The following is a 24,093-nucleotide window of genomic DNA, read 5'->3' as shown; positions in this document are numbered from 1 at the left end:
GCGATGGCAACTAAGGTAGTAGCAACAATAGTAAAACGAGTCACTGTACTGGTGTTGATGGTGAGTCTCAGCTCGCCGCTGTGGTCCGAGACCGTAGCGCAGCCTGCGGCTGATGGCAAAACCTGGACGGTGAATATCCGTAATGCGGATTTACAGGCATTTATCACCCAAGTGGCGGAAATGACCGGCAAGAGTTTTGTCGTCGACCCGCGGGTAAGGAGTCGGGATGTGACGGTCATCTCTCGGCAGGCCTTGTCTGCGGAGGAAGTCTACGAGTTGTTCTTGTCGGTACTTCAGGTACATGGCTATGCCGCCGTACCGGCAGGTGATGTGGTCAAGATCGTCAATAACACTACAGCCAAGCAGAGCAATCTGCCCTTGACGCAGTCGCGCAACATAAAGGGTGAAGAGCTGATTACCCGGGTTATCCCGGTACTTAACTCACCGGTTGATGAGCTGGTGCCGGTATTACGGCCGCTAGTGCCTCAGTACGGCCATCTGGCTTCGGTGAGCTCTGCCAACGCTCTTATTATCAGTGATCATGCGGATAATATTGTGCGTATGGAGGCCATTCTCGCCTTGCTGGATAACGCGGACTCTCAGGAAGTTGAGATGATTCCGTTGGAGCATGCCTGGGCGGCAGACCTGATCAAGGTGCTGGAAAACCTTATTCCCGAGCGCGGCGGCAAGCGTAAGGATCAGCCCTCCAGTGTCACACTGGTTGCCGATGAGCGAACTAACAGATTGATCGTTAAGGGTGATCGCGAAGCACGGGATCGGGTGCGCTCACTGGTTATGGAAATGGATGTGCCCCAGGACCAAGGCAGCGGAGTTCAGGTTATCCGGTTGGCTAATGCGGATGCCAAGACCACTGCAGAATTGCTGAAGAGCTTTGTTGATGGCGCCGCGCCTGCCGGTGGCGCGGATAAGGCTCCGGCTGCAGCGGGTAAAGTATCCATTCAGGCGGATGAGTCGCTGAATGCTTTGATCATTCGTGCCGAGCCGGCGCTAATGAATGAGCTGCGTAACGTAATCGCCCAACTGGATGTGCGCCGGGCGCAGATCCTGATTGAGGCGGCGATCGTGGAAGTGGGTGGCGACAATGGCCTTAACCTTGGCTTCCAATGGGCTGCCGGGGATCCGGAAACCGGGGTTGGCGGGGTGAATTTCTCCAACTTCGGTATCAGCCTCAATGATGTCATCGGTAGCGCAATCTCGGGACAGCCGACCACTACTCTAGGGGATGGCGTCACCATCGGTGGCGGAGAATTGGGTAGTGATGGCAACCTGCGTTGGGGTGGTTTCCTTCAGGCTCTGGCTTCAAGCAAGGCGGTTAATCTGCTTTCCACGCCCAGCATAACCACACTTGATAATCAGGAAGCGTCAATCATCGTCGGCCAGAATGTGCCGTTTGTCACCGGGCAAAGCACTAGTGCCAGTGCAGGTGTGACCAACCCCTTTACCACCATCCAGCGAGAGGATGTTGGTATTACTCTTAAGGTTACGCCTCATCTTGCCGGGCCTAATTCCGTCAGGTTGGTCCTTGAACAGGAAGTGTCTGCGGTAGAGGGCTCGGTTACCGGGGTCAATGCCGCCGATATCATTACCTCGAAGCGCTCCATTAATACCACGGTGCTGGCGGATAATATGGAAACCGTCGTGCTGGGTGGTCTGATCCGCGACGATAATGAAAAAACTGTTCGGAAAGTGCCGATTCTGGGTAGCATTCCCGTGTTGGGGGTGTTGTTCCGTTCCACCAGTACTCAGCGGGTTAAGCGTAATCTGATGGTATTCCTGCGGCCGACTATTATTAGCGATCGAGGTGATAACGTCAGCATTGCAAGGCAGCGCTACCTGGGGATTACCACGTTGCAATTCCGGGTAGACGACGACGGCGAGCTAAAGAGAACGACGCGGGATCCATTGCCGGCTGATGTTGACCAGCTGTTTGAGGGGCGGCGTCCTGTGCCGGAGGAGATGAAGCACTGGCTTGGAAACCGCCATCCTTCAGCCGACATGTCGGCTGAAGGGGAGGAGTCTGAGCCGGAGTCCGAGTAATTTGATGGCATTTGGCTGGCCATATGGTGTTCACATTGGTGCCGAATGTCCCGTATATTCGAGTCTGGTTAAGGCATTAGGGGTACAGCGCCCGGTCAGTAGACCGTATCTGGCATGGAGTTGAAGGGAATATGCTCAAGCTGCAATTCAAGGACCATAGTAAGGCTGCTATCTGGCTGGTGGATTCCCGTTATTCCATGGGGCGGGATAAGTCCAACGATATCGTTCTGGATGAGGACGGCATCAGTAATTTCCACGCCGAGCTTCGCGTCGAGGACGACGACCGGATATTTATCACCGATGCTGGCAGCATTACCGGCACCTTCGTTAATGGCAAGCAGATAAAGGCGCGGACCCAGTTACGTGCTGGTGACGTGCTTCGGCTGAACACTTCAGAGCTGCATCTGGTTGATCCGAAGGAGCAGCTTAAAGCCCAGCCTGAGGATTCGGCGACTGCAATTTCTCCTGCCCTGCAGGGGCTCAATGCGTCAGTGCGTCCAGGTAGCGGCCCTGGTGTGGGTGGCGTACCGGTGGGCTGGCTGCTGCGAGGTAAAACCGGTTCCATCGCCGGGGAGGCATTTCCCATCCCGCCCACGGGCCGAGCTATTCTGGGGCGCTCACAGGGCTGCGACATCGTGCTACCGGGCACCCATGTATCCAGGCAGCATGCTGAGCTTTATTTCCAGAGTGGCCGTTTGCATGTCAAGGATCTGGGCTCGTCGAATGGTACCTACGTCAATCGGCGTAAGGTTCAGGAGGGGGTGGTCAACCCTGGGGATGAGTTGCGTTTTGATACGCTGGTTTTCCAGGTTGAAGCGCCAGAAGCCCCTGTAGTTGCGGAGCAGGAAGGTGGTGATAAAACCATGTTCAGGCCTGCCGTGTCTGTATCAGCGCAGCCCGCTGCGGGTGCCACTCCTGCTAAACCGGCTGCTCCACCTCCGCAGCCGGCTCGTCCTGTTGCCGCCAAGCCGGCGCCGCGCCCGGTGGCCAATCCGGTGGCACAGCCAGAACCTGCAAAGTCCAAGGGTGTGATGATCGCAGGCATAGGCGCTTTGGCAGTTGCCGCTGTGGCTGCGTGGATGCTACTGGGCTGATACTGTTTCTGAGCCCTGTCTCACTGCGTTGGGATGGGGCTCAGCGCTTCAGGTTCTGTAAGTTGCTCAGCACGCGCTGTACCCGCTGAATTTTTCCTGATAAGTCACCATCGCCTGGATACAAAGGTAAGACTTCCTGCCATGTTTTTTCTGCCTCAGGATAATTGCCTGCCGCATAAAGGCGATCGCCCTTGCGCACTCCCTGATCGAAGCGTTCCCGGCACAGACTCTCCAGGTCGGAGGCTATTTCATCCAGGCTGCCATCCTCATTGTTTTTCTGCAGGTAGTCGCGGGCGGTAACCAGGTCATTGATGGAGTCTGATTTTCGATATGCTTCAATCAGCGCATTGGCGCGCTGCTGGGTACGCGCACTGGCGGCCTGTTCACGCCGGTGAGCGGCGCCAGCCAGTTGCCTTTCTGCCTCCGTGAGTAGCGGATCATACTCCTCCGAATCCCGCAGCTTCCGGGCACCGCCAAGTAGTACTTGGGTGCGCCGCCAGTCATTTTGTTCTGCAAAGAAATAACCTAGTTGAGACATTTCATCAGCCAAGTCCGACTGTCTATGCTGGATTTGGCTGGCCAAATTGTCCGCTTGCCGGTTGGCTAGCGTTTCCAGTTGGTTAATGCTGCTTCTATGGGCTAGAAGCCAATCAGCCTCTGACGATAGCAGGTCAGCGCGTAGTTGCTGCAGCCGTTGATGTCGGCGGTGTTCCAGTGTTTGTCGAGCGGCAGTAATGTCTTCGTTGCCGCGCCACTGCTTGTCCAGATCACTGATCAGGCTAAATGCCTCTTGCCAGCGACCGCTTCGGGTCAGTCTGTCAGCCTCCGCAATTCGCCCTTGCAGGTGCAGAGTAATCTCATTGAGCACCGCTTCTCGTTGCTGTTGAATGAGCTGATACTGAGGATGCTCGTCTGGCGTTTTTCTAATGATACTTAGCGCCTTTGCGTATTGCGCATTGCTTCGGGCGCTGCCCAGCTCGCTGTTTAGATCAGACTCCATCAGCGCCTGATGGGTGCATCCGCTAAAGAGCAGTACGCTTAACAGAGTGACGAATTTATTCAGTTGCACGAAGATGCAAGTCCATAAGTTGATTGATAAAAGTTGCAATGCGTTGTTCCATCAGCGTTTCTGATTGGGCATGAACCCCCTCAACGATAAAGGTATTCACCGATTCCGAGCGGCCTCGAACGCGCATGGCACCGGATTGGCGTATCCGTACGCGCGACTGAATATTGGGCTTGGTTACCATTTCAGAACAGGCAACCACTTCTCCCGCCCCAGCCATGTTGGATAGTCGCGAGGCAAGATTCACAGCGTCACCAACGACGGTGTACTGCATCCTGTCGTGGGAGCCAAGGTTGCCTGCCAGCATGGTGCCGGTGTTGATGCCGATGCGGAAATTTACCGTGGTCAGGCCCTGGCTGCTGCGCAGGACGTTTAGCCGATCAACTAACCGCTGGATCATGATTGCACAGCATAGGCCGTGATAGCTGTGCTCGGAGTCGTCTTCGGGTATGCCAAAAATTATCATGGCACAGTCACCCATGTATTTATCAATGGTGCCGCGGTAGAAAGTAGCGGCCATGGAGATTGCATCGAAGTAGGCGTTGAGCAATTCAGCCACTGCGTCTGGTGCAATGCTTTCTGACAGGCGAGTGAAGCCAACAATGTCAGCGAACACAACTGTGGCTTCCACCTCACGGCCGCCCAGAGAAACCTGCTTGAGGTCTGACATCATTTTCTTCGCAACAGTCGGACTGACAAAGCGCGACAAGACCTTTTCGACCTGGCTTTTTTCCAGTAAACCGGATGCCATATTGTGGTAGGCATCAACCAGCTGGCCGATCTCATCATTGCGCCGGTCGGATAGGCGAAACTCCAGATTGCCAGCGCGTAAGGCGGTGGCCGCTTCCAGCAGGTCGTGGATAGGCCGAGACAGGCGACGGCTGACCAGGAACGCTACGATAATGGCGATCAGGCTCATCACCATGGTGGCGGTAAGAATGGTTTGTCGTACTTCCTCTCTGGCCGCATCAATTGGCGCCCGGGAAAGGCTGATTGCGGCATGGCCTGCGGTCAGTTCATTCACTTTTACCGGAGCGAAGTAAGTGGTTAGCAGCTCTGCACCATTTTGCCAGCGCAGCATGTTGCTATTGGCGGTGGGCAGAATGTCCTTTGGCAATGAGCCTACCTGCTCAATCAGCACACCATTACTGTCGAACAAGGCGGCACCATGTAGTGACTCACTTTGCAGCAGGTTGCCGAGAATAATGTTGACGCTGAAGCGATCCTCTGCCAGCAGTGGCTCGCGGGTCGTGTCAGCCAGTTGCTGGGCGAGTGTACCGCCAAATTCATCTGCCTGATTCTGCATTCTGGAGAGCTGGCTGTTCATAAGAACGCTGCCCAGAACGGCCATGCCAAGCAGGATCATGATGGAAATTGACAGGCCCAGTTTCCAGGCAACCGGGAAATACTCGGGTAGTAGCGGCGCTATGCCGTCACTGAGGTTGCGACGCACGTTACTGAGCTTCTGTCTGATGCGCGCTCCCGTCTGATGTGATCCTGCTGTACTGCCAGCCATGGTGTCCCTCCGTACCCGAACTGATCCTGTGCCGGGTGCCACGCCAGCACACAAGACCGCATGGCAAGTTATCGATAATAGCCCTTTGTGGGCAGATGCGCACTTCCGCGAAGCTCACCAAATATGCCGCTCCAGCGCCTTATCCGTGGTGATACCTGCCCTGACTTTCTGCTAGTGCGTTTGTATGGACTCTGTCCTCTGCCATCATTCCTTCCACTTATTGTCAGGCATGTATTTTCAGTTACTCGATAGCCAGCCGCAGGCATTTGTTAAAAGGTGGCGGAAAGCGGCTATGGAACCGATTTTAATCCACTCGCCGAACAGCTAAGCCCGGCATAGAACGCTCACATAGTGGGTAGAAAATTATGCGTAAAAATTCAGGTGCTGTATCTGGGGAGATCCGAATTATGAAACAAGCAGGAAGAATGAATAATATTTGTTCCTATTTTTTTAGGTTCCTAATTGCACCGCTAATATCCACAGCGTTATCGGGATATGTTCTTGCAGCCTCCGTAGGAGTGCCAGACTACGATTGCAGTGAGGTATGGCAGTCTTCCTGTGCGCCTGGCGGCCAGTATGGTGGCTGGGAGAGGTTTAATTTTTATAACGATTTTGAAAAATACTGGAACGTATATGTCACCGGCAAGGGAAGTGAATACTACGCCCCTCTGCCGCGGTCGCGATATGCAGAGCATGGTATTACTTACAACCGCCAAGATCAGGCTATTGAGATCGATACCAGAGGAAAGGCGATTCTGTCAGGTGAAGGGCACGGATACATCAATTTGGAGTATAGCAATCAATTTGAAGGGAACTTCGAGTTTATTACCCAGTTTCGTGCGCTGGAGGGGAATCAGGGGAATAGTGGAATTCAATTCGCCTCACAATGGCAGCCTGCAAGTGCGGATAACCCGAACCGTGCTCCGAATATTTTTGAGATACAGTCTATGCTTCCGTTCGGCCTGCCCCAGGGTGGTTGGATGAATGGTCCGCAAGTTGATGTCCACGCAGTGGAGCCCCAGCGGCGTCTCGTACCGTGGGACATAGACCCTGGTCCAATGCGTACTGGTCTCATATTCGATGAGACACGCGACTCTTACCAGTGGTTGACCCCGAAGACTCATTCGCCCCAGCTTGGTAGTCGTGTATATATGAGAGAGGATCAGGCGCTCTCAGTATTAAGGGCAGAGGGAATAAGAAGCCGCGCAGATCATCCCTACAAGAGTGGTGGTCAGTGGAATACTCTGTATATCCGTTATGAGGACGGCAGGGTCACCACGGCATTGAATGGTCGCGTTATCTTGCGAAACGCAGAGCCGCACTATTACGAGTGGTGGTGGAAAAAATGTTACCTTGGAAAAAACCGTGAGTGCGGTGTTTCCCGTCCAGGCAGGATTTCATTCCAGCTGCATGTATCGAAGAATCCTTTTGAGAACAGACATGACTGGGGTTTGGCCGGTCCATTGGCACCTTTCCCTCTTTTGATGCTCCCCTCCAAGGAGCAAGATGCACTGCGCATGCAATATCGTGGAGTGCATTTCCGGGAATTCTGATATCCCGTCATGGCTGTAAAATCCATGCTTGAGTAAGTTTCCATTATGGCGGCACCACCCTGTTATGAAGGTGCCGCCATAATGCACGGTTAGACTGATAGTGGTACGCCGTGATCGTTACGGTCTGTGAGGATCTCGAAGGCAGCGCCATGGCTGCTGGTCAGGATCAAGGGCGGTTCGCCCGGCCTTTCCAGAGTGACCTGACAGCGGGCAATCTTGCTGTTCAGGCAGGTCTTGCTGCCTTTGGGTGGGTTGTAATAGGTCAGGGCGGTGAAGTGGTTTGCCGGCGCACTCATGGAAATCTTGAGGCCTTCGCGACCGTTACTGGTCTGCAGCTGCCAGTCAAAGAAGTGGTAGCGACCGTCCGCACGAAATGCTCGCCCCAAACTGTTAAATAGATAGTCCCGCCCATCCAAACGCAAGCAGGCGATGCTCATCCATGGGGAGCGCAGGGGCCCTACCTTGACTCGGGCAGTAATACATTCAAGGAAGGCCCCAGGGGCGTTATCAAAAGCTGCCACCTGACCCCAGGCGTATTGGTCCGTGTGCTGGCTGCCCCAATTATGATTTTCACTGCCCGCCCAGCCGTCAATGATCATCTCTTCGCCATCCACCACCAGCTTGCCGCGGTAGCACACCTGAGGACGGCTGACTACGGACTTGGCTTTCGGCAGGCGGGCTTTGTACAGATTCTCTGGCAGAAATAGCAGGGTTTGTGGCTCGCCCTCATAGCCGAGATTCCAGCTGATCTCGTGGCCATTGTGGCGGGCGCTGCCGCTAAGCTGGTGGCTTTCAAGGCGCGAATCACCGATGCGGACCTGCATTTCACCGGCGCCGAATTCGCAGTCGGACAAAGGGTGTTCCTGCTTGACCGCAATCACCCGGTCCTGCTCACCATCAAACCAGATGGCCCAAAGCTCACCCAGCGACGGGCGTTTATCCTTGGGCACAAACAGGGTGTAGCGAATCCAGAATGCCTGTGCTTTTGAAGGGTGGTTGGCGCGCAGAAACCAGGACTCATAGTGACCCGGCTGACCACCGTGCTGACAGCCATGATAGGGAATCATGATGCGCTGCCGGCAGCGCTAAATGCGTTTTGCTCATCGACCAGGCGCAGGGCCTTGAACGGAAACGCCAACATGGAGTCGCGATAGGCAACCAGCGCCGAGCCAATGCGCTGGCCATTGCTGCTGATTTCTAGCGGGCAGGTGGTGAGCGATTTGACCAGCCCGTTCATGCTGTAGGTTTTGTGCCCCTCTGCGCGGACCTTGCCCAACTGTGGATGATTGAACTCGAGCCAGTAATGAGGGCCCCCGACGTGAATGGTCAGCTCGCCGCGACAGGGATAGTCAACGCCAGCCAGTGTCACCGTGCCACGAAAATAGCGCGGCGTACTCAGGCTAAAAATCCTGGTGGTAAAGGCACGAATAGAAAATGCAAATGGCTGTGCGACATGGTCAGCGTCGAGAGTGAAGTCGCCGCTCATGGTTTCGCAAAGCAAAAGTCCGGTGGCCATGGTTTTTCTCCTTTAAGAGAGTGAGTCTGCAATTTTTGATGCGGCACGGGCAGCCAGCGCCATAATGGTGACCTGAGGGTTGGCGCCCAGACTGGTGGGTACGTTGCTGCCATCCATCACATACAGGCCGTTCCAGCCAAATACTTGATGGTCCGGCCCGCACACTCCGCGGCTGACATCGGCGGCAATGCGCGCGGTGCCGAGCGGGTGATAGGCGCTCATCAGGAAATCCTTTGGCTTGTGCTTGCGCGCCATAAAGCTCGCCAGCTCCTGTTCATTGCGCACTGTGATCAGTCGGTTGAGGCCTGGAATCATTACTTCACGGGCGCCGGCAGCCAGATAGATTTGCGCCAGTGTTTCAACGCCTTTCAGGAAAAGCCGGAAATCCTGATCGTTCATCTGATAGCTGATCCACGGTACATCGCGATGTGGGCCTCGGCGCACCCGTCCTTCGCTGGTGTCACGGATCATGAAACCGAAGTAGGCGGTGTTCTGGTAGCGCTCGCAGAAGTCGACAAAGTCACGGCCATAAAGATTGCTAAACAGACCGTGGCCGGCAAACGGAATGGTGCCACCTTCGAACATTAGCCCCTGCTCGGCAAAATCGCCGACACCGAAACCCTGTGGAATGGTTTGCGAATTGGCAAACTCGCGCTCCGGAAAAATGGCATTGACCACCCCGGCGGGATGAATCGTCAGGTGACGACCAAGATGCGGGTTGCGCACGCCATTTTGTTTCAGAAACAGCGGCGTCAACAGACTACCCATGGCGACAATCACTTTCGCGGCGCGCACTGTCAGGCGAACAATGCTGCCGTCGTCACGCTTGCCGGTGGCCTCCACACCTTCCAGCTGCTGCTGGCGGTGCAACAGCTTTTCTGCGCGAAAGCCGGTAAATAAAAACGCACCGCGATCCAGTGCCCGGGGTACATAGCTGACATTGGTTGATTGTTTGGCATCCGTGGGGCAACCGAACTGACACAGGCCTTGGCCATCGCAGCCTTTAGCGTTGCGCGGCAGATTGTGCAGCTTGGTAAGGCCGATCTTGCGAGCGCCGTCGGCGATCACGTTGCCGATTTCGCCAACATATTTGTCTTCCGCCGGTGTGACATTGATAACTTCTTCGACGCTGGCAAAAAAGGGATCAAGATTTTCTGATGTCAGCTCGGTCAAGCCGAACTCTTTTTGCCAGCGCGCCAGCACTGCATCGGGGGTACGCAAACAGGTGCCGGAATTGATCGTGGTGGTGCCACCGACGCTACGACCGATGGGTACCGGAATGGTGACATTGCCCAGGGCAGTGGTGGCGCCGAGGCCGCGATATAGTTTCGCCACAGCGTCGGTGAGATTGCCGTTGAAGTGGGTGCGGTTGTAGTACTCGCCTTCCTCAATCATCACTACGGCCAAGCCACGGCTGGCCAGCTCGTAGGCAGCGGCCGCGCCGCCGGCGCCGGTGCCGATCACCACCACATCGGCTTCCAGTTCCATGTCCTCTTCCATATCTCGTGCCGGGCTGACCTGAGCTTGCCAGCGGAACGCTTCAATCTGCTTGGGCACCTGCACCGGCGGACGGCTACCGACCCGGCGCTGGGTATCGTCATCCAGTAGCCAGGCGGCTTTGAATGGCGCTGCCAGCGCGCGCAGCAGATGACCACTGATCAGCGTACCGGACAGGTCTTTGAGTACCACCTTTTGCTGATCCGGGGTTAGCCGGCTAAAGCGTTTGCCATGGCTGAACAGGGAGCGGCTTTCCAGCCACAGCAAGCTGCTGGCTAGTAACCGGCGAAAGCCGGGACGACCTTTTAAATAGCCGGCAACAGTGGCGCAGATGCGTTCGGCATCGGCGGCCGGTAATTGCTCACCGGCGGGCAGCATGGCTCGCACCAGCGCCCGGGCGGTATCCGGGCGCGGCAGGTCGGGCAGGATGTCAGTCAGAGCTTCAGTCATGTTCCGAGTGTAGCTGATCTAATGCTTTTGGCTTGTCCTTTCGCGCAGCCTGCGCTGCACCATCGGCCAAGCCAGAGCGTTTCAATCGGCCCGCCCGGGCTTACTTACGTCGGCGCAGCGGCTGAACGTTGCTACCGGTCTCGTCGCTGGCGAGTGACGACTTACCTTCAGAGCCTTTCTTCTCCTTGCCGAAGAACTCCGGGACGATCTGGTAGCCGGTATTGACGATCAGTTCGGCGGTCTTCGGCAGCACCGTGTACATGCCCTGAGAGAACAGGCCAAATGCGGTTACCTTGCGCTTTGGTCGGGTGACAATCGCTTCGCACATCCAGTCCACCGCCTTCTCCGGGCTCATGGCCGGGAAGTAATCATAGATCTTGGTGGGCGCGATCATCGGCGTGCGCACCAGTGGGTAGTTCATCAGGGTAAAGCTGATGCCGGTATGTAAAAGCTCGTTTTGCGCCGCCATCGTCCAGCCTTCCAGCGCACACTTGGAGCCCAGGTAGGCGGAGAAGCGCGGCACGCCGTTGAATACGCCGACGGTGGTGACATTGATGATGTGGCCGTCACCCTGGGCTTTCATTGCCGGAATCAGGTTCATGGCCAGACGAATGGCGCCGAAGTAATTCAACTGCATGGTGCGCTGGTAGTCATGGAAGCGATCCAGCGAATAGACCACCGAGCGGCGGATCGAGCGGCCCGCGTTATTGATCAGGATGTCGACCCGGCCATGATCCTCAAGCACCTTTTGGCAGAGACGGTCGCAGTCGTCCAGGTCGGCGATATCGGCGCGGTAGGCCACCGCCTCACCACCGTTATCGCGGATCTTCTCGGCCAGATCCTCCAGAGCATCTGCAGAACGGGCAGTCAGTAGCACCGTGGCGCCGGCTTCGGCCAGCTTGTGGGCAACACCCGCACCAATACCGGAGCTGGCGCCGGTGATCAGCACCACCTTACCGTTTACCCGGCGCCGCAACGCCGCACCGGGCATCAGCCGCTGATGTACTCCCCGGGCAGCGCCATCCACAAACCGCTTCGCATGGGGGCGAAAGTCGGGTACGCCAAGGGCGATGCCGCCAATCATGATTCGTCGTGACATGGTAATTCTCCGGTTGTCAGGAACGAGGGAAGTCTATTCTGTGCTGCTTTTTGCGCCAGTACACAGGGGGGAGAAAGATGTCGACTGGTGACAGGAGGGCGTTGTTGGCCGGAGGTTCTGCTTCTATTGCGGCTTTTGCTGCCGCAGGGCGTCAGGTTGATACCCTAAAGTGACAGTTAGTGGCGCAATGGAATCATGGCTTCGCACTGCCGATATGAAGGCGGGGAGCTGCAGAAGCAGTGCTGGCGGGGGCGGCAGTATTTTGTGGGTAGATCACTAGTTGTGGCGTGGTCTTTGCAAATGAGAATGTCATTCATTTCTCGATACGTCGTGGTTTCCCGAGATTACTGCGTGAAAGAGAGAAATATTCAATGGCAGTACGGAGTGATTTGATGAAAGCAGTGAGTCCGGTGATCGCACAGGGTCCAGCTTATGGCGTGAGACTATGGGGGGCGACCCTGTTGGTTGTCGGGCTCGTTGCGGGTTGCGGTGGTGGTGATGGACGACTGTTCCCGGCGGAGTCGAAGGCCGATGGTGTGTTTATTGATGCGCCGGTGCAGGGGCTGGGTTACCGCATCAGAGGTTGGAGTGAAGTATCGCGTTCTGAAGATATCTGGGGACGCGTGGCGATGTCCGCAGACGGCTCACGTATGTTCGCCTTGAGTGAGTACGCTATCTGGCTTTCCACGGACAGCGGTGCGAGCTGGCCATCGAATCGACGGCAGTCCCCTGTAACGGGTAGCTTCTTTAACAGAGATGCCGGGGCTACCGGCAGCGTGGCGGTATCAGCGGATGGGCAGACCATCGTCGTGCCGCAACGCAATGACAGCGCGGCCCTGCCGCTGCTGGTGTCTGTCGATGGCGGCGAGACATGGGTAGAGCGACCGGCACCAACATCAGCCCTGTGCCGCACCTCGGAGGTCAGTCTGTCCGCAGATGGTCAGCAGCTTTACTTCTCCGGAAAAGATACGCGCAGTGACGCGCAGCTCTGGGACGCTGGGGAGCAGCGAGATGTCTGCCGTTATCGCTCCAATGATGGCGGTCTCAGCTGGGCAGCGCTGACCGGTTCACCGGCCGAAGATGAAAACCGCTTGATGGTCTCCGCGGATGGTGCGCGCCTTCTCGCCGTGGGCGGCACCACCGCCAGTCTGTCGGTGGATGACGGCAACACTTGGCTGCCTCTGGCAACCAATGGTGAGCCAGTTCGGGATGCAGCGCTGTCCGCCGCCGGTGATGTGGTCGCCCTGGCCACGGCGAAAGGGGTGGAGCTGCATACACAAAGTGGCGTGCAGGTCACTTTGGCAGGCAAGAACATTGAGGCAATCGCCGGGTCTGCGGACATGCGCATTTTGCTGGCCGCCGAATGGCTGGGCAAAGTGTACCGTTCCAACGATGGCGGGAAGAGTTGGAGTGTGGATGTTGTATGGCCACCATCAGAGAGATGGAAAACAGCGGCCGTATCCAGTAACGGCCAGTTAGCACTTGTAACCGGTGGGTTGACGTACCAGAGCTCCATTGGCCGGATCTTCGATGATGTACCAATTTACGTCAGCAAACTGGGCTCCGAAATGCGCTTTACCGATGCCAATGGCGGATACCAATGCAAAGCCGGCGAGCAGGTCGCTTTCTATCTTGGAAACTTTGCCCTGGGCAGCACTGATTGCGCCGAAGCCGTTCACGTCTACCAGCTGGCGGGTCTGGGTGAAACCCCGGAAAGAGGTTTGCGCATAGCCCAGTTGTTGCAGTCTCTAAATACCAGCGGCGATCCGACGCAGATTGTATTGCCGGATCTTAGCGCGCAGAGCATTGATATCGATCTGGGCGGCACGGATGAGGAGTTTGCCAGCGCTGCCGAGACCCTGCTGTCGAGCATTTCCAGTACTGTCGGCAGTACCTTTACGCTGGTGAGTAAGGCCGATGCACAAGCGCATGTGGAATCGGAAATCATCAAGCTGCCGGCCGATGTGCGCGGAAAAATCTGTTCTCTGAATGCCTGCAACAATGATTTGATGACGCAGTTGGCGGCTGGTCTACAACAACTGGTGGGGGGCTCCTTGACTGGTCTTCCCGAGGGCGCGGAACTCAAGCTGACCCTCACATCCACCGAAACCAATGGCAAGCAGCGCGAAGACAAGCTGGCGATCTTCGGCAGTCAGGATCAGTGGCAGTTTCTTTCGCCGGTGCCTGTGAGTGCAACCTATACGGTCACCGTTGGTGATATCGCGCCGCAATTCGGCTGTACCGTCAGCAACGCCAGCGGCACCATGATTGGCAACAATATCAATAATGTTGCAGTGGATTGCACGCTGAAAGAGGTGCTGCCAGTGACACTCGGTGGCACCGCCACCGGGCTGCAGCCCAACCAGTCAGTCACGCTGTCCAATGGCGATGATTCGGTGGTCGTTGATGCCAATGGCGAGTTCAGCTTTCCATCAACGCTTGATGCGGGCGAGAGCTTCAGCGTGACAATCAACGGCGCCAATCCGAGCAACCTGCTGTGCTCGCTGGAAGGTGGCGATGGCGTTGCGCCGATCAACTATGACTCCGATGTGTTTGCTGTTGTGGAAGTCAGTTGTGAGGGGTTTGCCGCGTTCAGCCTTGGCGGGTTGCTCACCGGATTACCCGCCGGTGAAACTCTGGCGTTACAGAACACTGACAGTAATACTGGCCCGGCCTTCGCCCTGTTGAGCGCTAACGGCGATTATCTCTTTGCGGACAGTTTTACCGGCACCTACCAGCTGGAGCTGACCTCGGTGCCGAGTGGTTTGCAGTGCCAGTTGAGCAGCCAGAGCGATTCGCCGCAAGGCGCTCAGGTCACTGTCGATATTGCCTGCCAGGGCGCCCGCGTGACTGGCATTGTTAACGGCTTGGTGGACGGCGCAAGCGTGCAGCTCTCGGTGGTGAACAGTGCTACCGGCGCCCAGCAGATTGACCTTACCGGCACCGGCGCGGGTCTGGCCTTCAACAGTATCTACATGCCCGAAGGCGCTACTTATGATGTCACCGTGATCGGTACTTCGATCGGCACTACTTGTGGCGCCGTCACCAATGGCAGCGGCACCATCGGCACCACCAACATTACCAATCTGTCGCTGGAGTGCAGCTTCGATGGCGGCGGTGGCAGTGATCCTGCAGCAGGCTCCGTGGGCGGTACTGTGACTGGGCTGGATGATTTCGACAGTGTGGACATTGAAGACTTGGATAACTTCGAGTTTATTAACTTCCTGTTTAATGATTCGGGTCAGGGTGGCAGCTTCACCATGCCGAGCACCTTGGCACCGGGCGATACCTACGACATCACTGCCCAGTACACAGGCCTGTTTGGTTTGACCTGTTCGGTCACCAATGGCACAGGTGTAATGCCGGCGGCGGATGCCGTGCCGAACTATGTGAACGATATCCAGGTTACATGCCAATAATCGTACTCCTCAATCGTACTCATCTCGTAGTGGTATAAACAAAAAAGGCCCGGCAAATTGCCGGGCCTTTTTTGTTGGCGGACTTGTTTGGCAGATCCGATGTAATAAACGTGGCTGGTCAGTGACTCGTTGCAAATACTGCCTGTCTTGCTGTATGCAGTTTCTTGTAGCTATCGATCAGCCGCTGATGTTTGTCGAGCCCTTCCAGTGCCATGCTGGTGGGGGACAGGCCGTGGAAGCGCACGCTGCCGTTGACCGAGCCGATGACGGCATTAAGGATGTCATCACCAAACATACGGCGGAAACTGACCAGATAATCTTCCAGCGCCAGATCGTCATCCAGGGTGACTTCCAGCACTGCCTGCATGGCTTGATAAAAGCGCCCGCGCTCCACCGTATTGTCGTTGAACTGGAGAAAGGCCTCTACCAGTTCCAGAGCGCTATCCAGCTGGCCCAGCGCCAGATAAATAAGCAGTTTCAGCTCCAGAATGGTGAGCTGACCCCAGACGGTGTTTTCATCAAACTCAATGCCGATCAGGGTGATGATGGTCATGTAGGCGTCGCGATCGCTTTCTTCCAGCCGCTGCACCAGATCAGCCAGCTGGTTGTCGCCTAACCGGTGCAGGTTGAGGATGTCCTGGCGGAACTCCAGCGCCATATTGGTGTTGTCCCAGATCAGATCGTCGACCGGGTAGATCTCGGAATAGCCGGGCACCAGAATCCGGCACACCGGCGCGCCGAGATCTTCAAACACGGCCATATAACACTCATGGCCCATGTCCTTAAGTATGCCAAACAGGGTGGCGGCTTCTTCTTCGTTGCTGCCGCTGAAATCCCAGTCACAGAAGTCATAATCCGAGCGGGCGCTGAAAAAGCGCCAGGACACCACGCCACTGGAGTCGATAAAGTGCTCAACGAAATTGTTGGGTTCAGTGACAGCCATGCTATTAAAAGTCGGCGCCGGCAGATCATTCAGACCTTCAAAGCTGCGGCCCTGCAGCAGCTCGGTCAGGCTGCGCTCCAGTGCCACCTGAAAACTGGGGTGAGCGCCAAAGGAGACAAACACGCCGCCGGTTTTCGGGTTCATCAGGGCCACACACATGACAGGGAACTCACCGCCGAGGGAGGCATCCTTGACCAGCACCGGAAAGCCCTGCGCCTCCAGTGCCTTGATGCCTTCCTGAATATGCGGATAGCGATTGAGCACTGCCTCCGGAACATCCGGCAGCGCCACTTCATTTTCGATAATGTCTTTTTTTACGGCCCGCTCGAAAATTTCTGACAGGCACTGCACCTGAGCCTCCGCCAAGGTATTGCCGGCACTCATGCCGTTGCTGAGGTACAGGTTTTCAATCAGGTTGGAGGGGAAGTAGACCGTTTCGCCGTCAGACTGACGCACATAGGGCAGGGCGCAAATGCCGCGTTCCGGGGTGCCGGAGTTGGTATCAAGCAGGTGTGTGCCCAGCAGCTCGCCGTCGGGATTGTAGATCGACAGGCAGTGGTCATCGAGTATGCCGTTGGGCAGTGCGCCTTTCGGGCCGGGCTGGAACCATTTTTCATTCGGGTAATGGACAAAGTCGCTGTTACCGACTTCCTGGCCGAAATACTGATCGTTGTAGAAAAAATTACAGCTCAGCCGCTCAATAAATTCACCGAGTGCCGAGCACAGAGCAGCTTCTTTGGTGGCGCCCTTGCCGTTGGTAAAGCACATCGGCGATGCCGCGTCACGAATATGCAGTGACCACACATGTGGCACGATATTGCGCCATGAGGCAATCTCGATCTTCATGCCAAGATTGGCCAGAATAGCGCTCATATTGGCGATGGTTTGTTCCAGCGGCAGGTCTTTGCCTTCGATAAAAGTTCGCGCGTCGCTATCCGGTTTTATTGTCAGCAGTGCCTGGGCATCGTCATCCAGATTTTTTACCGTCTCAATTTGAAAGTCCGGGCCAGCCTGCACCACTTTTTTTACCGTGCAGCGCTCGATGGAGCGAATGATCCCCTGACGATCCTTGTCGCTAATGTCTTCCGGCAGTTGCACCTGAATGCGGAAGATCTGCTTGTAGCGATCCTCCGGGTCGACAATGTTGTTCTGCGAAAGACGAATATTGTCAGTGGAGATATTGCGTGTGTTGCAGTACACCTTGACGAAGTAGGCTGCACACAGCGCCGACGACGCCAGAAAATAGTCAAACGGTCCCGGCGCCGAGCCGTCGCCCTTATAGCGGATCGGCTGGTCCGAGATGACGGTAAAGTCGTCAAACTTTGCCTCGAGCCGAAGGTTGTCGAGATAGTTGACCTTGATTTCCATGGACAGTGTACCGGGGCAGATATGGGGAGAGGCGCAGGGCGCGCTATGGCAGCGATGGTCTCATAAAGCAGGAAATATGGACACCTTCACCACAGATGTGCAGGTGTCATAACGGAAAAGGCCCGGCAAATTGCCGGGCCTTTTCCGTTTGCGCTTGCCGCGGCGCGGATAGCTTACCAGTGAATGCCCTTGAACAGCCGCGAGAAGGCCTGCTGTTCCCGGCTGATCCGCTTCGGGGTTTTCTCTTTCTGGCCCAGTGCTGCAGACGAGTCGGAGAAAATCTTGTAGCCGGTATTCATGATGGTTTCGGTGATCTTCGGGGTCAGGAAGTGCATCACCTGGCCGACGATGCCCAGGCTGGTGGCGATGCGCTTGGGCTGGCGGACGATGGCATCACAGATCATGTCAGCAGCCTGATTTGGGCTGATGGTTGGCACATGGTTGTAGATCTTGGTCGGCGCGATCATCGGGGTGCGCACCAGCGGCATGTTAATGGTGGTAAAGCGAATGCCGTGATGGGCCAGCTCAGATGAGGCGCAACGGGTAAATGCATCCAGTGCGGCTTTGGAAGCAACGTATGCCGAGAAACGCGGTGCGTTGGTCAGTACGCCGATGGAGGAAATATTGATGATGTGGCCAGCGCCCCGTTCGGTCATTGATGGCAGCAGTTGCATGATCAAACGCAGGGCGCCGAAATAGTTAAGCTGCATGGTGCGCTCGAAATCGTGGAAGCGATCATAGGAGTGCTCCACGGAACGACGGATCGAGCGGCCGGCGTTGTTTACCAGAATATCCACCTGACCATGATCCGCAATAATCTGCTTCACCAGTCGGTCACAGTCATCCAGATGTGATACGTCAGCACTATAGGAGAATGCCTTGCCACCAAGCTGTTCAATCTCGTGCAGGGTTTCTTCAAGTTTTTCTGCAGTGCGAGCTACCACCAGAACGATGGCGCCGGCCCTAGCCAGCTTCAGGGCTGCCGCTTTACCAATACCTGAGGTGGCACCGGTGACCAGCACAACCTTGCCGGAAACTCGCTCTTCGAGGCTGATGGAAGGTGCGCCATCGTCTTCGCGCTCGTCGCGGTCCGGGTCCAGATGGTTTTCCCAGTAGTCCCATAGTAGCTGAGCATAGGCTTCCAGTTCAGGCGCTTCGATGCCGCTGCCATTCAGCGTCGCTTTGGCATTGCTGTTGTCAAAGATGGTTGGATAGCTGAGAAACTTCAGTGCTGACTCGGGGATATCCAGTCCCTCCATGGCTTGATGGAGGAAAAACTTGGCCGGTGTCAGTGAACTGATACCCTTGCGCACCATGCCCGGAACGGATTCGAAAACGCTGTTATCGATGCGTACTGGCATTTTCGGCGCGTCGGCCACGCCGGCAAAAATATTCATCACTTCGCCAACGCTGTAGTGACGGTCGGCGGTCAAATGGAAGCACTGGCCGTCGCGATCTGGCACATGGGCAATGCGATCAATGGCGCTAGCAACAAAGTCCACCGGAACAATGTTGAATTGGCCGCCTTCGATGCCCAGCAGCGGTACCCAAGGCGGCAGTACGTCGCTCAGCTTCTGAATCAGCTTGAAGAAGTAGTAGGGGCCATCGATCTTGTCCATCTCGCCGGTTTGAGAATGACCGACCACCATCGAAGGTCTATAGATGCGCCATGGCAGCTTTGCTTCCAGTCGCACTAGCGCTTCCGATTCGTGCTTGGTTTGCAGATAGGCATCGGCCAGCTCGCCAGCTTCGTCGAACATGTCTTCGCGGAAGGTGCCCTCATACAGGCCGGCGGCTGCTACCGAGCTGATGTGATGGAAGCATCCGGCGTTAAGCTCCTCCGCCAGGCGCAGGGCATTACGAGTGCCCTCAATATTGGTATAGCGCTGTTGGTTCTCATCGGCGGTGAGATCGTAGATCGCTGCCAAGTGGAAGAAGTGGTCAATTTTCGCTGCGGTAAGATCGTCTCTGTCCCGCTTGCTGACGCCGAGCATTTTTTTGGTCAAGTCGCCCTTGATACCCACTAGACGCTCCGGCTCCACATTGAGGCGGCGGCGCATGGCATCCAGTTTGTACTCCGAGCCGGGACGAATCAGTGCGAATACGCGGCTGTCTTCGCGGCTGAGCAGGCGAGCGAGAAGAAAGCGACCGATAAAGCCGGTGGCGCCAGTAACGAAGTAATTCATGGTATTCCCCTTCTTCTTTTTGCAGCGATTTCTTTTTTACAGGCCGGTTCAACACAGAGTCTGTCCCTGTGGGAGCCGGCTGGTTCCTTGAAGTCTGTAGTCAGACTGTAGCGGAATCAGCGGGCCTTGCCTCCTGTTTTATCTTCTCTGGCCAGCCTTGGTTTGGCTCTTGGATAAAAGGCTAACAAATGTGAGGTGAAATTTACCGGTTGATCGTATTTTGGTCAAGCACCTGAAATAAATATTTCTATTTAACAGTGACTAATGGCATTGTTGCCATTATTATTAACTTACAACTGTATATTCTAAGGGTGGGTTATGACGCTGAATCGGGCCGAGCGCAAGGCGCTCACTCGGCAGAAGATTCTCGATGCGGCGATGGAGCTACTGGCCAGCGGGCGCGGCCTCGATAGTCTGGGTTTGCGTGAGGTGGCCCGTCAGGCGGAGTTGGCGGCGCCATCGCTGTATAACCACTTTCCCGATATGGACAGTCTCGGCCAGGCGTTGGTGGATCAGGCCTGTTTTCGCTTGCGTGACGCCATGCGTCAGGGGCGTCGAGAGCTGATAGTGGCGGACCCGGCAGGTGGGGTGCGGGATCTGGTAGACCGCTTTCTGGCCTATCTGGCTGGCCATGAGGCGGAGTTTCGTCTGTTGGTGCAACAGCGCCTCGGAACCTCGGCGAGCATTCGCCGCCGTGTCCACCGAGAGCTGCAGCTGCTGGTGGAGGAGTTGGCGGATGATGTCCGCAGTGTCGGCGAGCACCGTAATCTGCCACCGGTGGATGATCTGCGCGCGGCTGAGGCGGCGGTGGCGGTGATGTTTGGCTACGGCATTCTGGCCCTGGATATGGCTCCTGCCCAGCGTCGTGCTGGCCGTGATCGCGTGGTGGTGCAGTTGTCCATGGTGTTTCTCGGCGCCAGAGGGTTGCTTGGCGGGGCGCGTCTGGGCGATGTGCTGGTGGTGAAGGAGTCCTGATTTCTAGTTACTTTAAGAAACCCTCGTAACTTTATGATCGCAATCACAAAGTTCCATAAATTTTAGTTGCGTTTGCCTGATATTTACTTTAAGTATGTCTCCTAAGTTATTGATATTGGAAAACGGAGGCAGGCATGGCATTCGATCCCAGGGACGTATACGACGCAGCTGCGCTATATGACATGTGGCTGAACTGCCACGGCTGTATCAATACCTTCGATTTCGAACCGAACCGGACCATCGGACTGGAGTACTACCACGACATCGGTCAGCGTGCGAAGCGTGACGGCTGGCTGGTAGCAGAACAGGAAGAGGGCGCCGATGACGCTTATATGGTGCTGTGCCCGCATTGCGTCAGCCGCTATGGGCTAGAGGTGCGCCATGAGCGCAACGTCCGCATCCCGCCGGCCATTGAAGAAATCTGCCTGGCGATGCAGGCGGTCGAGAAGGAACAGGTCGCCGCCTGAGGCGAGTTGCTTATTTTCCCTTTTTGCCGGCGTGTGTCAGTGCTTACTGACCATCGCCGGCCTGTCTTTGTCTGGTGACCAATTCAGTCACTTGCGATTCCAGTTTTGCCATCGCGAAGTCCTTCTATGCCGTTCATCATAGGCGCCGTTTATGGGGCAGACTGTTTATGTGTCAGGCTGTCACTGCGGCTGCAATCTGACTCAAGGAGTTGTCATGAGTAACGCTATCACTACCGCTGAAACCATGTCCCTTGCCGAGGCTCTGCGTGGGCGACGGTCCGTGCGCGGCTATCGTCCGGATCCAGTGCCACAGGCGGTGCTGGATGAGGTCTTCGGGCTGGCCCAGCTGGCACCGTCTAACTGCAATATCCAGCCGTGGAAGGTGTTCGTCGCCTCCGGGGCCATGCGTGATGAGCTACGCAATCGCATGGTGGAGCATGTCACCAAGGGTGATCCGATCGAGCCAGATTTTGAGCATCTGCCCAATTTCGAGGGTATCTATCGCAAGCGCCAGGTGGACTGTGCAGTGGAGTTGTACAACAACATGGGTATTGCCCGCGATGACCGGGAGGGCCGCGCCCGAGCTAGCCTGCGTAACTTTGAGCTGTTTGATGCGCCGCACGTCGCCTTTATCGGCATGGAACGCCAGTTCGGGGTCACCGTGGCGCTGGATGTGGGTATGTATATCCAGACACTGATGCTGGTGATGACCAGTTTCGGTATCGGCAGCTGCGCTCAGGGCTCGATGCGCTATTACCCGCAGGATGTCCGCGACCTGTTTGGTGAGCCGCACAGCACGGCGATTCTATGTGGCATCAGCTTCGGCTATGAGGATGATAGTGTGGCCGCTAACCGCACCCGGGTGGGTCGCGAGCCGTTGGGTGAAAGTGTCCGTTTTCTCGAAAGTGTTTAAGGCCAGATTGAGGGAATAAGCATGCCGATTCGCGAGTTCGATACGTTGGAAGATTTCGCCGTTGAGGAGTTCAGTCATGGCGAATATACCTACCCTGTATTTCGCAAGGGCAGTGGCCCGGCGGTGCTGATAATCCCGGAGATACCGGGCATTACCCCAGAGGCGGCGCGCTTTGCCCGAGTTGTGGCGGAGGCTGGCTTTACTGTGTTGATGCCGTCTTTGTTCGGCACTCCGGGGCAACGTTTCTCGATTGGCTATGTGGCTCGGCAGATGAGCGCTGCCTGTATTCGCAGGGAGTTCAGCGTGCTGTCGGCCAATAAGGCTAGCCCGGTGACTGATTTCCTTCGTGCTCTGGCGCGGGCTGCGCACGAGGAGCTTGGTGGTCCGGTGGGGGCCATTGGCATGTGCCTGACAGGCAACTTCGCCCTGACGCTGGCCATGGACCCCTGGATGATGGCGCCGGTGCTAAGCCAGCCGTCGCTGCCGGTGGGTCCTTTGCCGGCCCTGCGCCGCGGCCTGCATGCCTCTCCGGAAGTTGTGGCGGCAGTGCGCCAGCGGGTTGAGGAAGAGGGCCTGAAAGTACTGGGGCTGCGTTTTACCGGAGACCCGCTATGCCCGGGAGCACGTTTCCGCGAGCTGGAAAAACAGTTCGGTGATGGCTTCGAAGCAATCGAGATCAATTCGAAGCTGGGCAATCCCCATGGTATTCCGCCGACCGCCCATTCTGTGGTCACCACGGATCTGGTTGATGAGGCCGGCCACCCGACCCGGCAGGCGCTGGACCGGGTGCTGGCATTCTTTGCTGAGCATTTGCAGGGCGGCGTCGCGACAGCCGGTGCCTGAACTGGGAGTGCGGATATGCTACAATCCGCGCCCCTGATTCCTACAGCGGACTTGCATGATCATCGTCAAAGGTTCGATCCCGGTGAAGACTGACCGTCGTGAAGAAGCGGTAGCCCTGATCCAGCAACTGGCTCAGGCTTCTCGTGCCGAGCATGGTTGTCTGTCCTACGAGGTGTTCATTCAGGCGGACTCCCCGGAGACCATCGTGATCTGGCAGCAGTGGGATTCTCTGGATGCGCTGGAGGATCATTTTGCTTCCGAGCATGTGGATATGTTCCTGGATGCCATTCCTGACCTTATCGAAGGTGAGGTGACTTCTGCCCAGTTCGATGTGCAGGAGGCGGATTGGAGTGAGCAGGAAGAGCCTGTTGAATTGCCGCGGGTTCAGTACGCAGACAATATTGTTCTGCATTAAATGTTACGTGGCATCCTGCTATTTCAAAGTTTTACTCTGAAATTCTTACTCTACTGAATCCAGAGCTGCCAGCGCCTCGATAGCCTGTTCAGCAGAGGTCACTTTGATGGTGGTCATTCCCATCGCGCGGGCTGGTTTCAGATTGATTCCCAGATCGTCGAGAAAGACCACCTGTTGCGGCAATACCTCCATTTTTTCACAAGCAAGATGAAAGAACTCAGGCTCCGGTTTGCGTATGCCGGCCCGGCAGGACTCCAGTACTAGCTCAAAGCGACTGAGTGCTTCCCTCACCTTGCGGGCATGGGCCGTGTCCTGGCTCATGCCCGGGCCGTCGCCGATGGGCAGGTTGTTGGTCAGGCAGGCCAGCCGTAAGCCCTTGCTGCGTAGCCGGTCTAGCAGGGGAAGCATGGCTGGACGCACTTCCACTTGCAGCAGCGGCATCAGCTCGCGTCCCGCCACTTCATGACCGCGGGCGCGGCTCTCGGCGCGAAAGCGGCGGTCAAATTCATCCAGGTCAATTTCGCCGCGCTCAAAACAGGCCCAGGCGTTGCCGTCAGGATTTTCTGCATTGGTCAGGCGGATAAAGTCGGTGGGTAGATGATGTTGCCGTTCATAACGAGACAGATTAGCGAACGGGCTATCGGCAATGACGCCACCGAAATCGAAAAATACTGCGGTTATCGGATGCATGGAGATTCCCTGTAAACTGGCGGCT

General features: G+C 56.3%; 18 protein-coding genes. 9 read left to right on the top strand and 9 right to left on the bottom strand.

The features are described from left to right. The first annotated feature begins 3 nt into the window (after positions 1-3). Both gspD and J1C54_RS11825 read left to right on the top strand, forming a co-directional pair. Positions 4-2,058: a type II secretion system secretin GspD gene (gene gspD, locus J1C54_RS11830; protein ID WP_229147988.1), complete on the top strand. Its 2,055-nt coding sequence runs from the start codon at positions 4-6 to the stop codon at positions 2,056-2,058. A gap of 131 nt (positions 2,059-2,189) precedes the next feature. After that, on the top strand, positions 2,190-3,152 hold the full coding sequence (locus tag J1C54_RS11825; RefSeq protein WP_229147987.1) for an FHA domain-containing protein: 963 nt from the start codon (positions 2,190-2,192) through the stop codon (positions 3,150-3,152). Between the two features lie 40 nt (positions 3,153-3,192). Here the strand turns inward: J1C54_RS11825 and J1C54_RS11820 are convergent, their stop codons facing one another. Both J1C54_RS11820 and J1C54_RS11815 read right to left on the bottom strand, forming a co-directional pair. Next, complete coding sequence (locus tag J1C54_RS11820; protein ID WP_229147985.1) at positions 3,193-4,221, bottom strand: hypothetical protein; 1,029 nt, start codon at positions 4,219-4,221, stop codon at positions 3,193-3,195. Continuing rightward, positions 4,208-5,734: an adenylate/guanylate cyclase domain-containing protein gene (locus J1C54_RS11815; RefSeq protein ID WP_229147984.1), complete on the bottom strand. Its 1,527-nt coding sequence runs from the start codon at positions 5,732-5,734 to the stop codon at positions 4,208-4,210. Before J1C54_RS11815 ends, J1C54_RS11820 begins: the two co-directional genes overlap by 14 nt. Before the next feature lie 365 nt (positions 5,735-6,099). On the opposite strand from J1C54_RS11815, the gene J1C54_RS11810 reads away from it, so the two are divergent. Continuing rightward, the gene (locus J1C54_RS11810; RefSeq protein WP_229147983.1) at positions 6,100-7,287 is read left to right on the top strand and encodes a family 16 glycoside hydrolase; all 1,188 of its coding nucleotides are present in this window, start codon (positions 6,100-6,102) and stop codon (positions 7,285-7,287) included. Between the two features lie 89 nt (positions 7,288-7,376). On the opposite strand, the gene J1C54_RS11805 is transcribed toward J1C54_RS11810, so the two are convergent. From J1C54_RS11805 to J1C54_RS11790, 4 genes are all read right to left on the bottom strand, one after another. After that, positions 7,377-8,354, bottom strand: coding sequence for a hypothetical protein (locus tag J1C54_RS11805; RefSeq protein WP_229147982.1), 978 nt, complete (start codon positions 8,352-8,354; stop codon positions 7,377-7,379). Beyond that, on the bottom strand, positions 8,351-8,803 hold the full coding sequence (locus tag J1C54_RS11800; RefSeq protein WP_229147981.1) for a hypothetical protein: 453 nt from the start codon (positions 8,801-8,803) through the stop codon (positions 8,351-8,353). Before J1C54_RS11800 ends, J1C54_RS11805 begins: the two co-directional genes overlap by 4 nt. 12 nt (positions 8,804-8,815) lie before the next feature. Beyond that, positions 8,816-10,750: a GMC family oxidoreductase N-terminal domain-containing protein gene (locus J1C54_RS11795; protein ID WP_229147980.1), complete on the bottom strand. Its 1,935-nt coding sequence runs from the start codon at positions 10,748-10,750 to the stop codon at positions 8,816-8,818. Positions 10,751-10,850: 100 nt separating this feature from the next. Further along, positions 10,851-11,849: an SDR family NAD(P)-dependent oxidoreductase gene (locus tag J1C54_RS11790; protein ID WP_229147979.1), complete on the bottom strand. Its 999-nt coding sequence runs from the start codon at positions 11,847-11,849 to the stop codon at positions 10,851-10,853. Between the two features lie 392 nt (positions 11,850-12,241). On the opposite strand from J1C54_RS11790, the gene J1C54_RS11785 reads away from it, so the two are divergent. Further along, positions 12,242-15,268 carry a sialidase family protein gene (locus J1C54_RS11785; protein WP_229147978.1) on the top strand — a complete coding sequence of 1,009 codons (3,027 nt, stop codon included), beginning with the start codon at positions 12,242-12,244 and terminating at the stop codon, positions 15,266-15,268. A gap of 118 nt (positions 15,269-15,386) precedes the next feature. On the opposite strand, the gene J1C54_RS11780 is transcribed toward J1C54_RS11785, so the two are convergent. After that, the gene (locus tag J1C54_RS11780) at positions 15,387-17,579 is read right to left on the bottom strand and encodes an OsmC domain/YcaO domain-containing protein (RefSeq protein ID WP_229147977.1); all 2,193 of its coding nucleotides are present in this window, start codon (positions 17,577-17,579) and stop codon (positions 15,387-15,389) included. 173 nt (positions 17,580-17,752) lie between these two features. Continuing rightward, positions 17,753-19,765 carry an SDR family oxidoreductase gene (locus J1C54_RS11775; protein WP_229147976.1) on the bottom strand — a complete coding sequence of 671 codons (2,013 nt, stop codon included), beginning with the start codon at positions 19,763-19,765 and terminating at the stop codon, positions 17,753-17,755. Positions 19,766-20,083: 318 nt separating this feature from the next. Between J1C54_RS11775 and fabR the strand changes: the two genes are divergently transcribed. From fabR to J1C54_RS11750, 5 genes are all read left to right on the top strand, one after another. Further along, positions 20,084-20,740 (top strand): HTH-type transcriptional repressor FabR, encoded by a 657-nt coding sequence (gene fabR, locus J1C54_RS11770; RefSeq protein WP_229147972.1) that lies wholly within the window; start codon positions 20,084-20,086, stop codon positions 20,738-20,740. A gap of 134 nt (positions 20,741-20,874) precedes the next feature. Continuing rightward, positions 20,875-21,207, top strand: coding sequence for a hypothetical protein (locus tag J1C54_RS11765; protein ID WP_229147968.1), 333 nt, complete (start codon positions 20,875-20,877; stop codon positions 21,205-21,207). A gap of 214 nt (positions 21,208-21,421) precedes the next feature. Beyond that, positions 21,422-22,120, top strand: a complete 699-nt coding sequence (locus J1C54_RS11760; protein ID WP_229147964.1) for a nitroreductase — start codon at positions 21,422-21,424, stop codon at positions 22,118-22,120. A gap of 21 nt (positions 22,121-22,141) precedes the next feature. Continuing rightward, entirely contained in the window at positions 22,142-22,963 is an 822-nt protein-coding gene (locus J1C54_RS11755) for a dienelactone hydrolase family protein (RefSeq protein ID WP_229147962.1), read from the top strand. Between the two features lie 55 nt (positions 22,964-23,018). Next, positions 23,019-23,378, top strand: coding sequence for a putative quinol monooxygenase (locus J1C54_RS11750; protein WP_229147959.1), 360 nt, complete (start codon positions 23,019-23,021; stop codon positions 23,376-23,378). Between the two features lie 45 nt (positions 23,379-23,423). Here J1C54_RS11750 and J1C54_RS11745 read toward each other — a convergent pair whose 3' ends face one another. Next, the gene (locus J1C54_RS11745; RefSeq protein ID WP_229147955.1) at positions 23,424-24,068 is read right to left on the bottom strand and encodes an HAD-IA family hydrolase; all 645 of its coding nucleotides are present in this window, start codon (positions 24,066-24,068) and stop codon (positions 23,424-23,426) included. Between the last annotated feature and the right edge of the window lie 25 nt (positions 24,069-24,093).

Origin of the sequence: Alcanivorax sp. 1008 (assembly GCF_020667895.1) — a bacterium.
Classification (GTDB): domain Bacteria; phylum Pseudomonadota; class Gammaproteobacteria; order Pseudomonadales; family Alcanivoracaceae; genus PGZG01.
This window is presented reverse-complemented; position numbering and strand designations above follow the sequence as displayed.

Excerpts from the sequence above, each read along its gene's own strand:
- J1C54_RS11780 (WP_229147977.1), bottom strand. The coding sequence starts at position 17,579 with ATGGAAATCAAGGTCAACTATCTCGACAACCTTCGGCTCGAGGCAAAG.
- J1C54_RS11785 (WP_229147978.1), top strand. The coding sequence starts at position 12,242 with ATGAAAGCAGTGAGTCCGGTGATCGCACAGGGTCCAGCTTATGGCGTG.
- J1C54_RS11825 (WP_229147987.1), top strand. The coding sequence starts at position 2,190 with ATGCTCAAGCTGCAATTCAAGGACCATAGTAAGGCTGCTATCTGGCTG.
- J1C54_RS11775 (WP_229147976.1), bottom strand. The coding sequence starts at position 19,765 with ATGAATTACTTCGTTACTGGCGCCACCGGCTTTATCGGTCGCTTTCTT.
- J1C54_RS11750 (WP_229147959.1), top strand. The coding sequence starts at position 23,019 with ATGATCATCGTCAAAGGTTCGATCCCGGTGAAGACTGACCGTCGTGAA.
- J1C54_RS11795 (WP_229147980.1), bottom strand. The coding sequence starts at position 10,750 with ATGACTGAAGCTCTGACTGACATCCTGCCCGACCTGCCGCGCCCGGAT.
- fabR (WP_229147972.1), top strand. The coding sequence starts at position 20,084 with ATGACGCTGAATCGGGCCGAGCGCAAGGCGCTCACTCGGCAGAAGATT.
- J1C54_RS11815 (WP_229147984.1), bottom strand. The coding sequence starts at position 5,734 with ATGGCTGGCAGTACAGCAGGATCACATCAGACGGGAGCGCGCATCAGA.
- J1C54_RS11805 (WP_229147982.1), bottom strand. The coding sequence starts at position 8,354 with ATGATTCCCTATCATGGCTGTCAGCACGGTGGTCAGCCGGGTCACTAT.
- J1C54_RS11765 (WP_229147968.1), top strand. The coding sequence starts at position 20,875 with ATGGCATTCGATCCCAGGGACGTATACGACGCAGCTGCGCTATATGAC.
- J1C54_RS11745 (WP_229147955.1), bottom strand. The coding sequence starts at position 24,068 with ATGCATCCGATAACCGCAGTATTTTTCGATTTCGGTGGCGTCATTGCC.
- J1C54_RS11800 (WP_229147981.1), bottom strand. The coding sequence starts at position 8,803 with ATGGCCACCGGACTTTTGCTTTGCGAAACCATGAGCGGCGACTTCACT.
- J1C54_RS11810 (WP_229147983.1), top strand. The coding sequence starts at position 6,100 with ATGCGTAAAAATTCAGGTGCTGTATCTGGGGAGATCCGAATTATGAAA.
- gspD (WP_229147988.1), top strand. The coding sequence starts at position 4 with ATGGCAACTAAGGTAGTAGCAACAATAGTAAAACGAGTCACTGTACTG.
- J1C54_RS11790 (WP_229147979.1), bottom strand. The coding sequence starts at position 11,849 with ATGTCACGACGAATCATGATTGGCGGCATCGCCCTTGGCGTACCCGAC.
- J1C54_RS11760 (WP_229147964.1), top strand. The coding sequence starts at position 21,422 with ATGAGTAACGCTATCACTACCGCTGAAACCATGTCCCTTGCCGAGGCT.
- J1C54_RS11755 (WP_229147962.1), top strand. The coding sequence starts at position 22,142 with ATGCCGATTCGCGAGTTCGATACGTTGGAAGATTTCGCCGTTGAGGAG.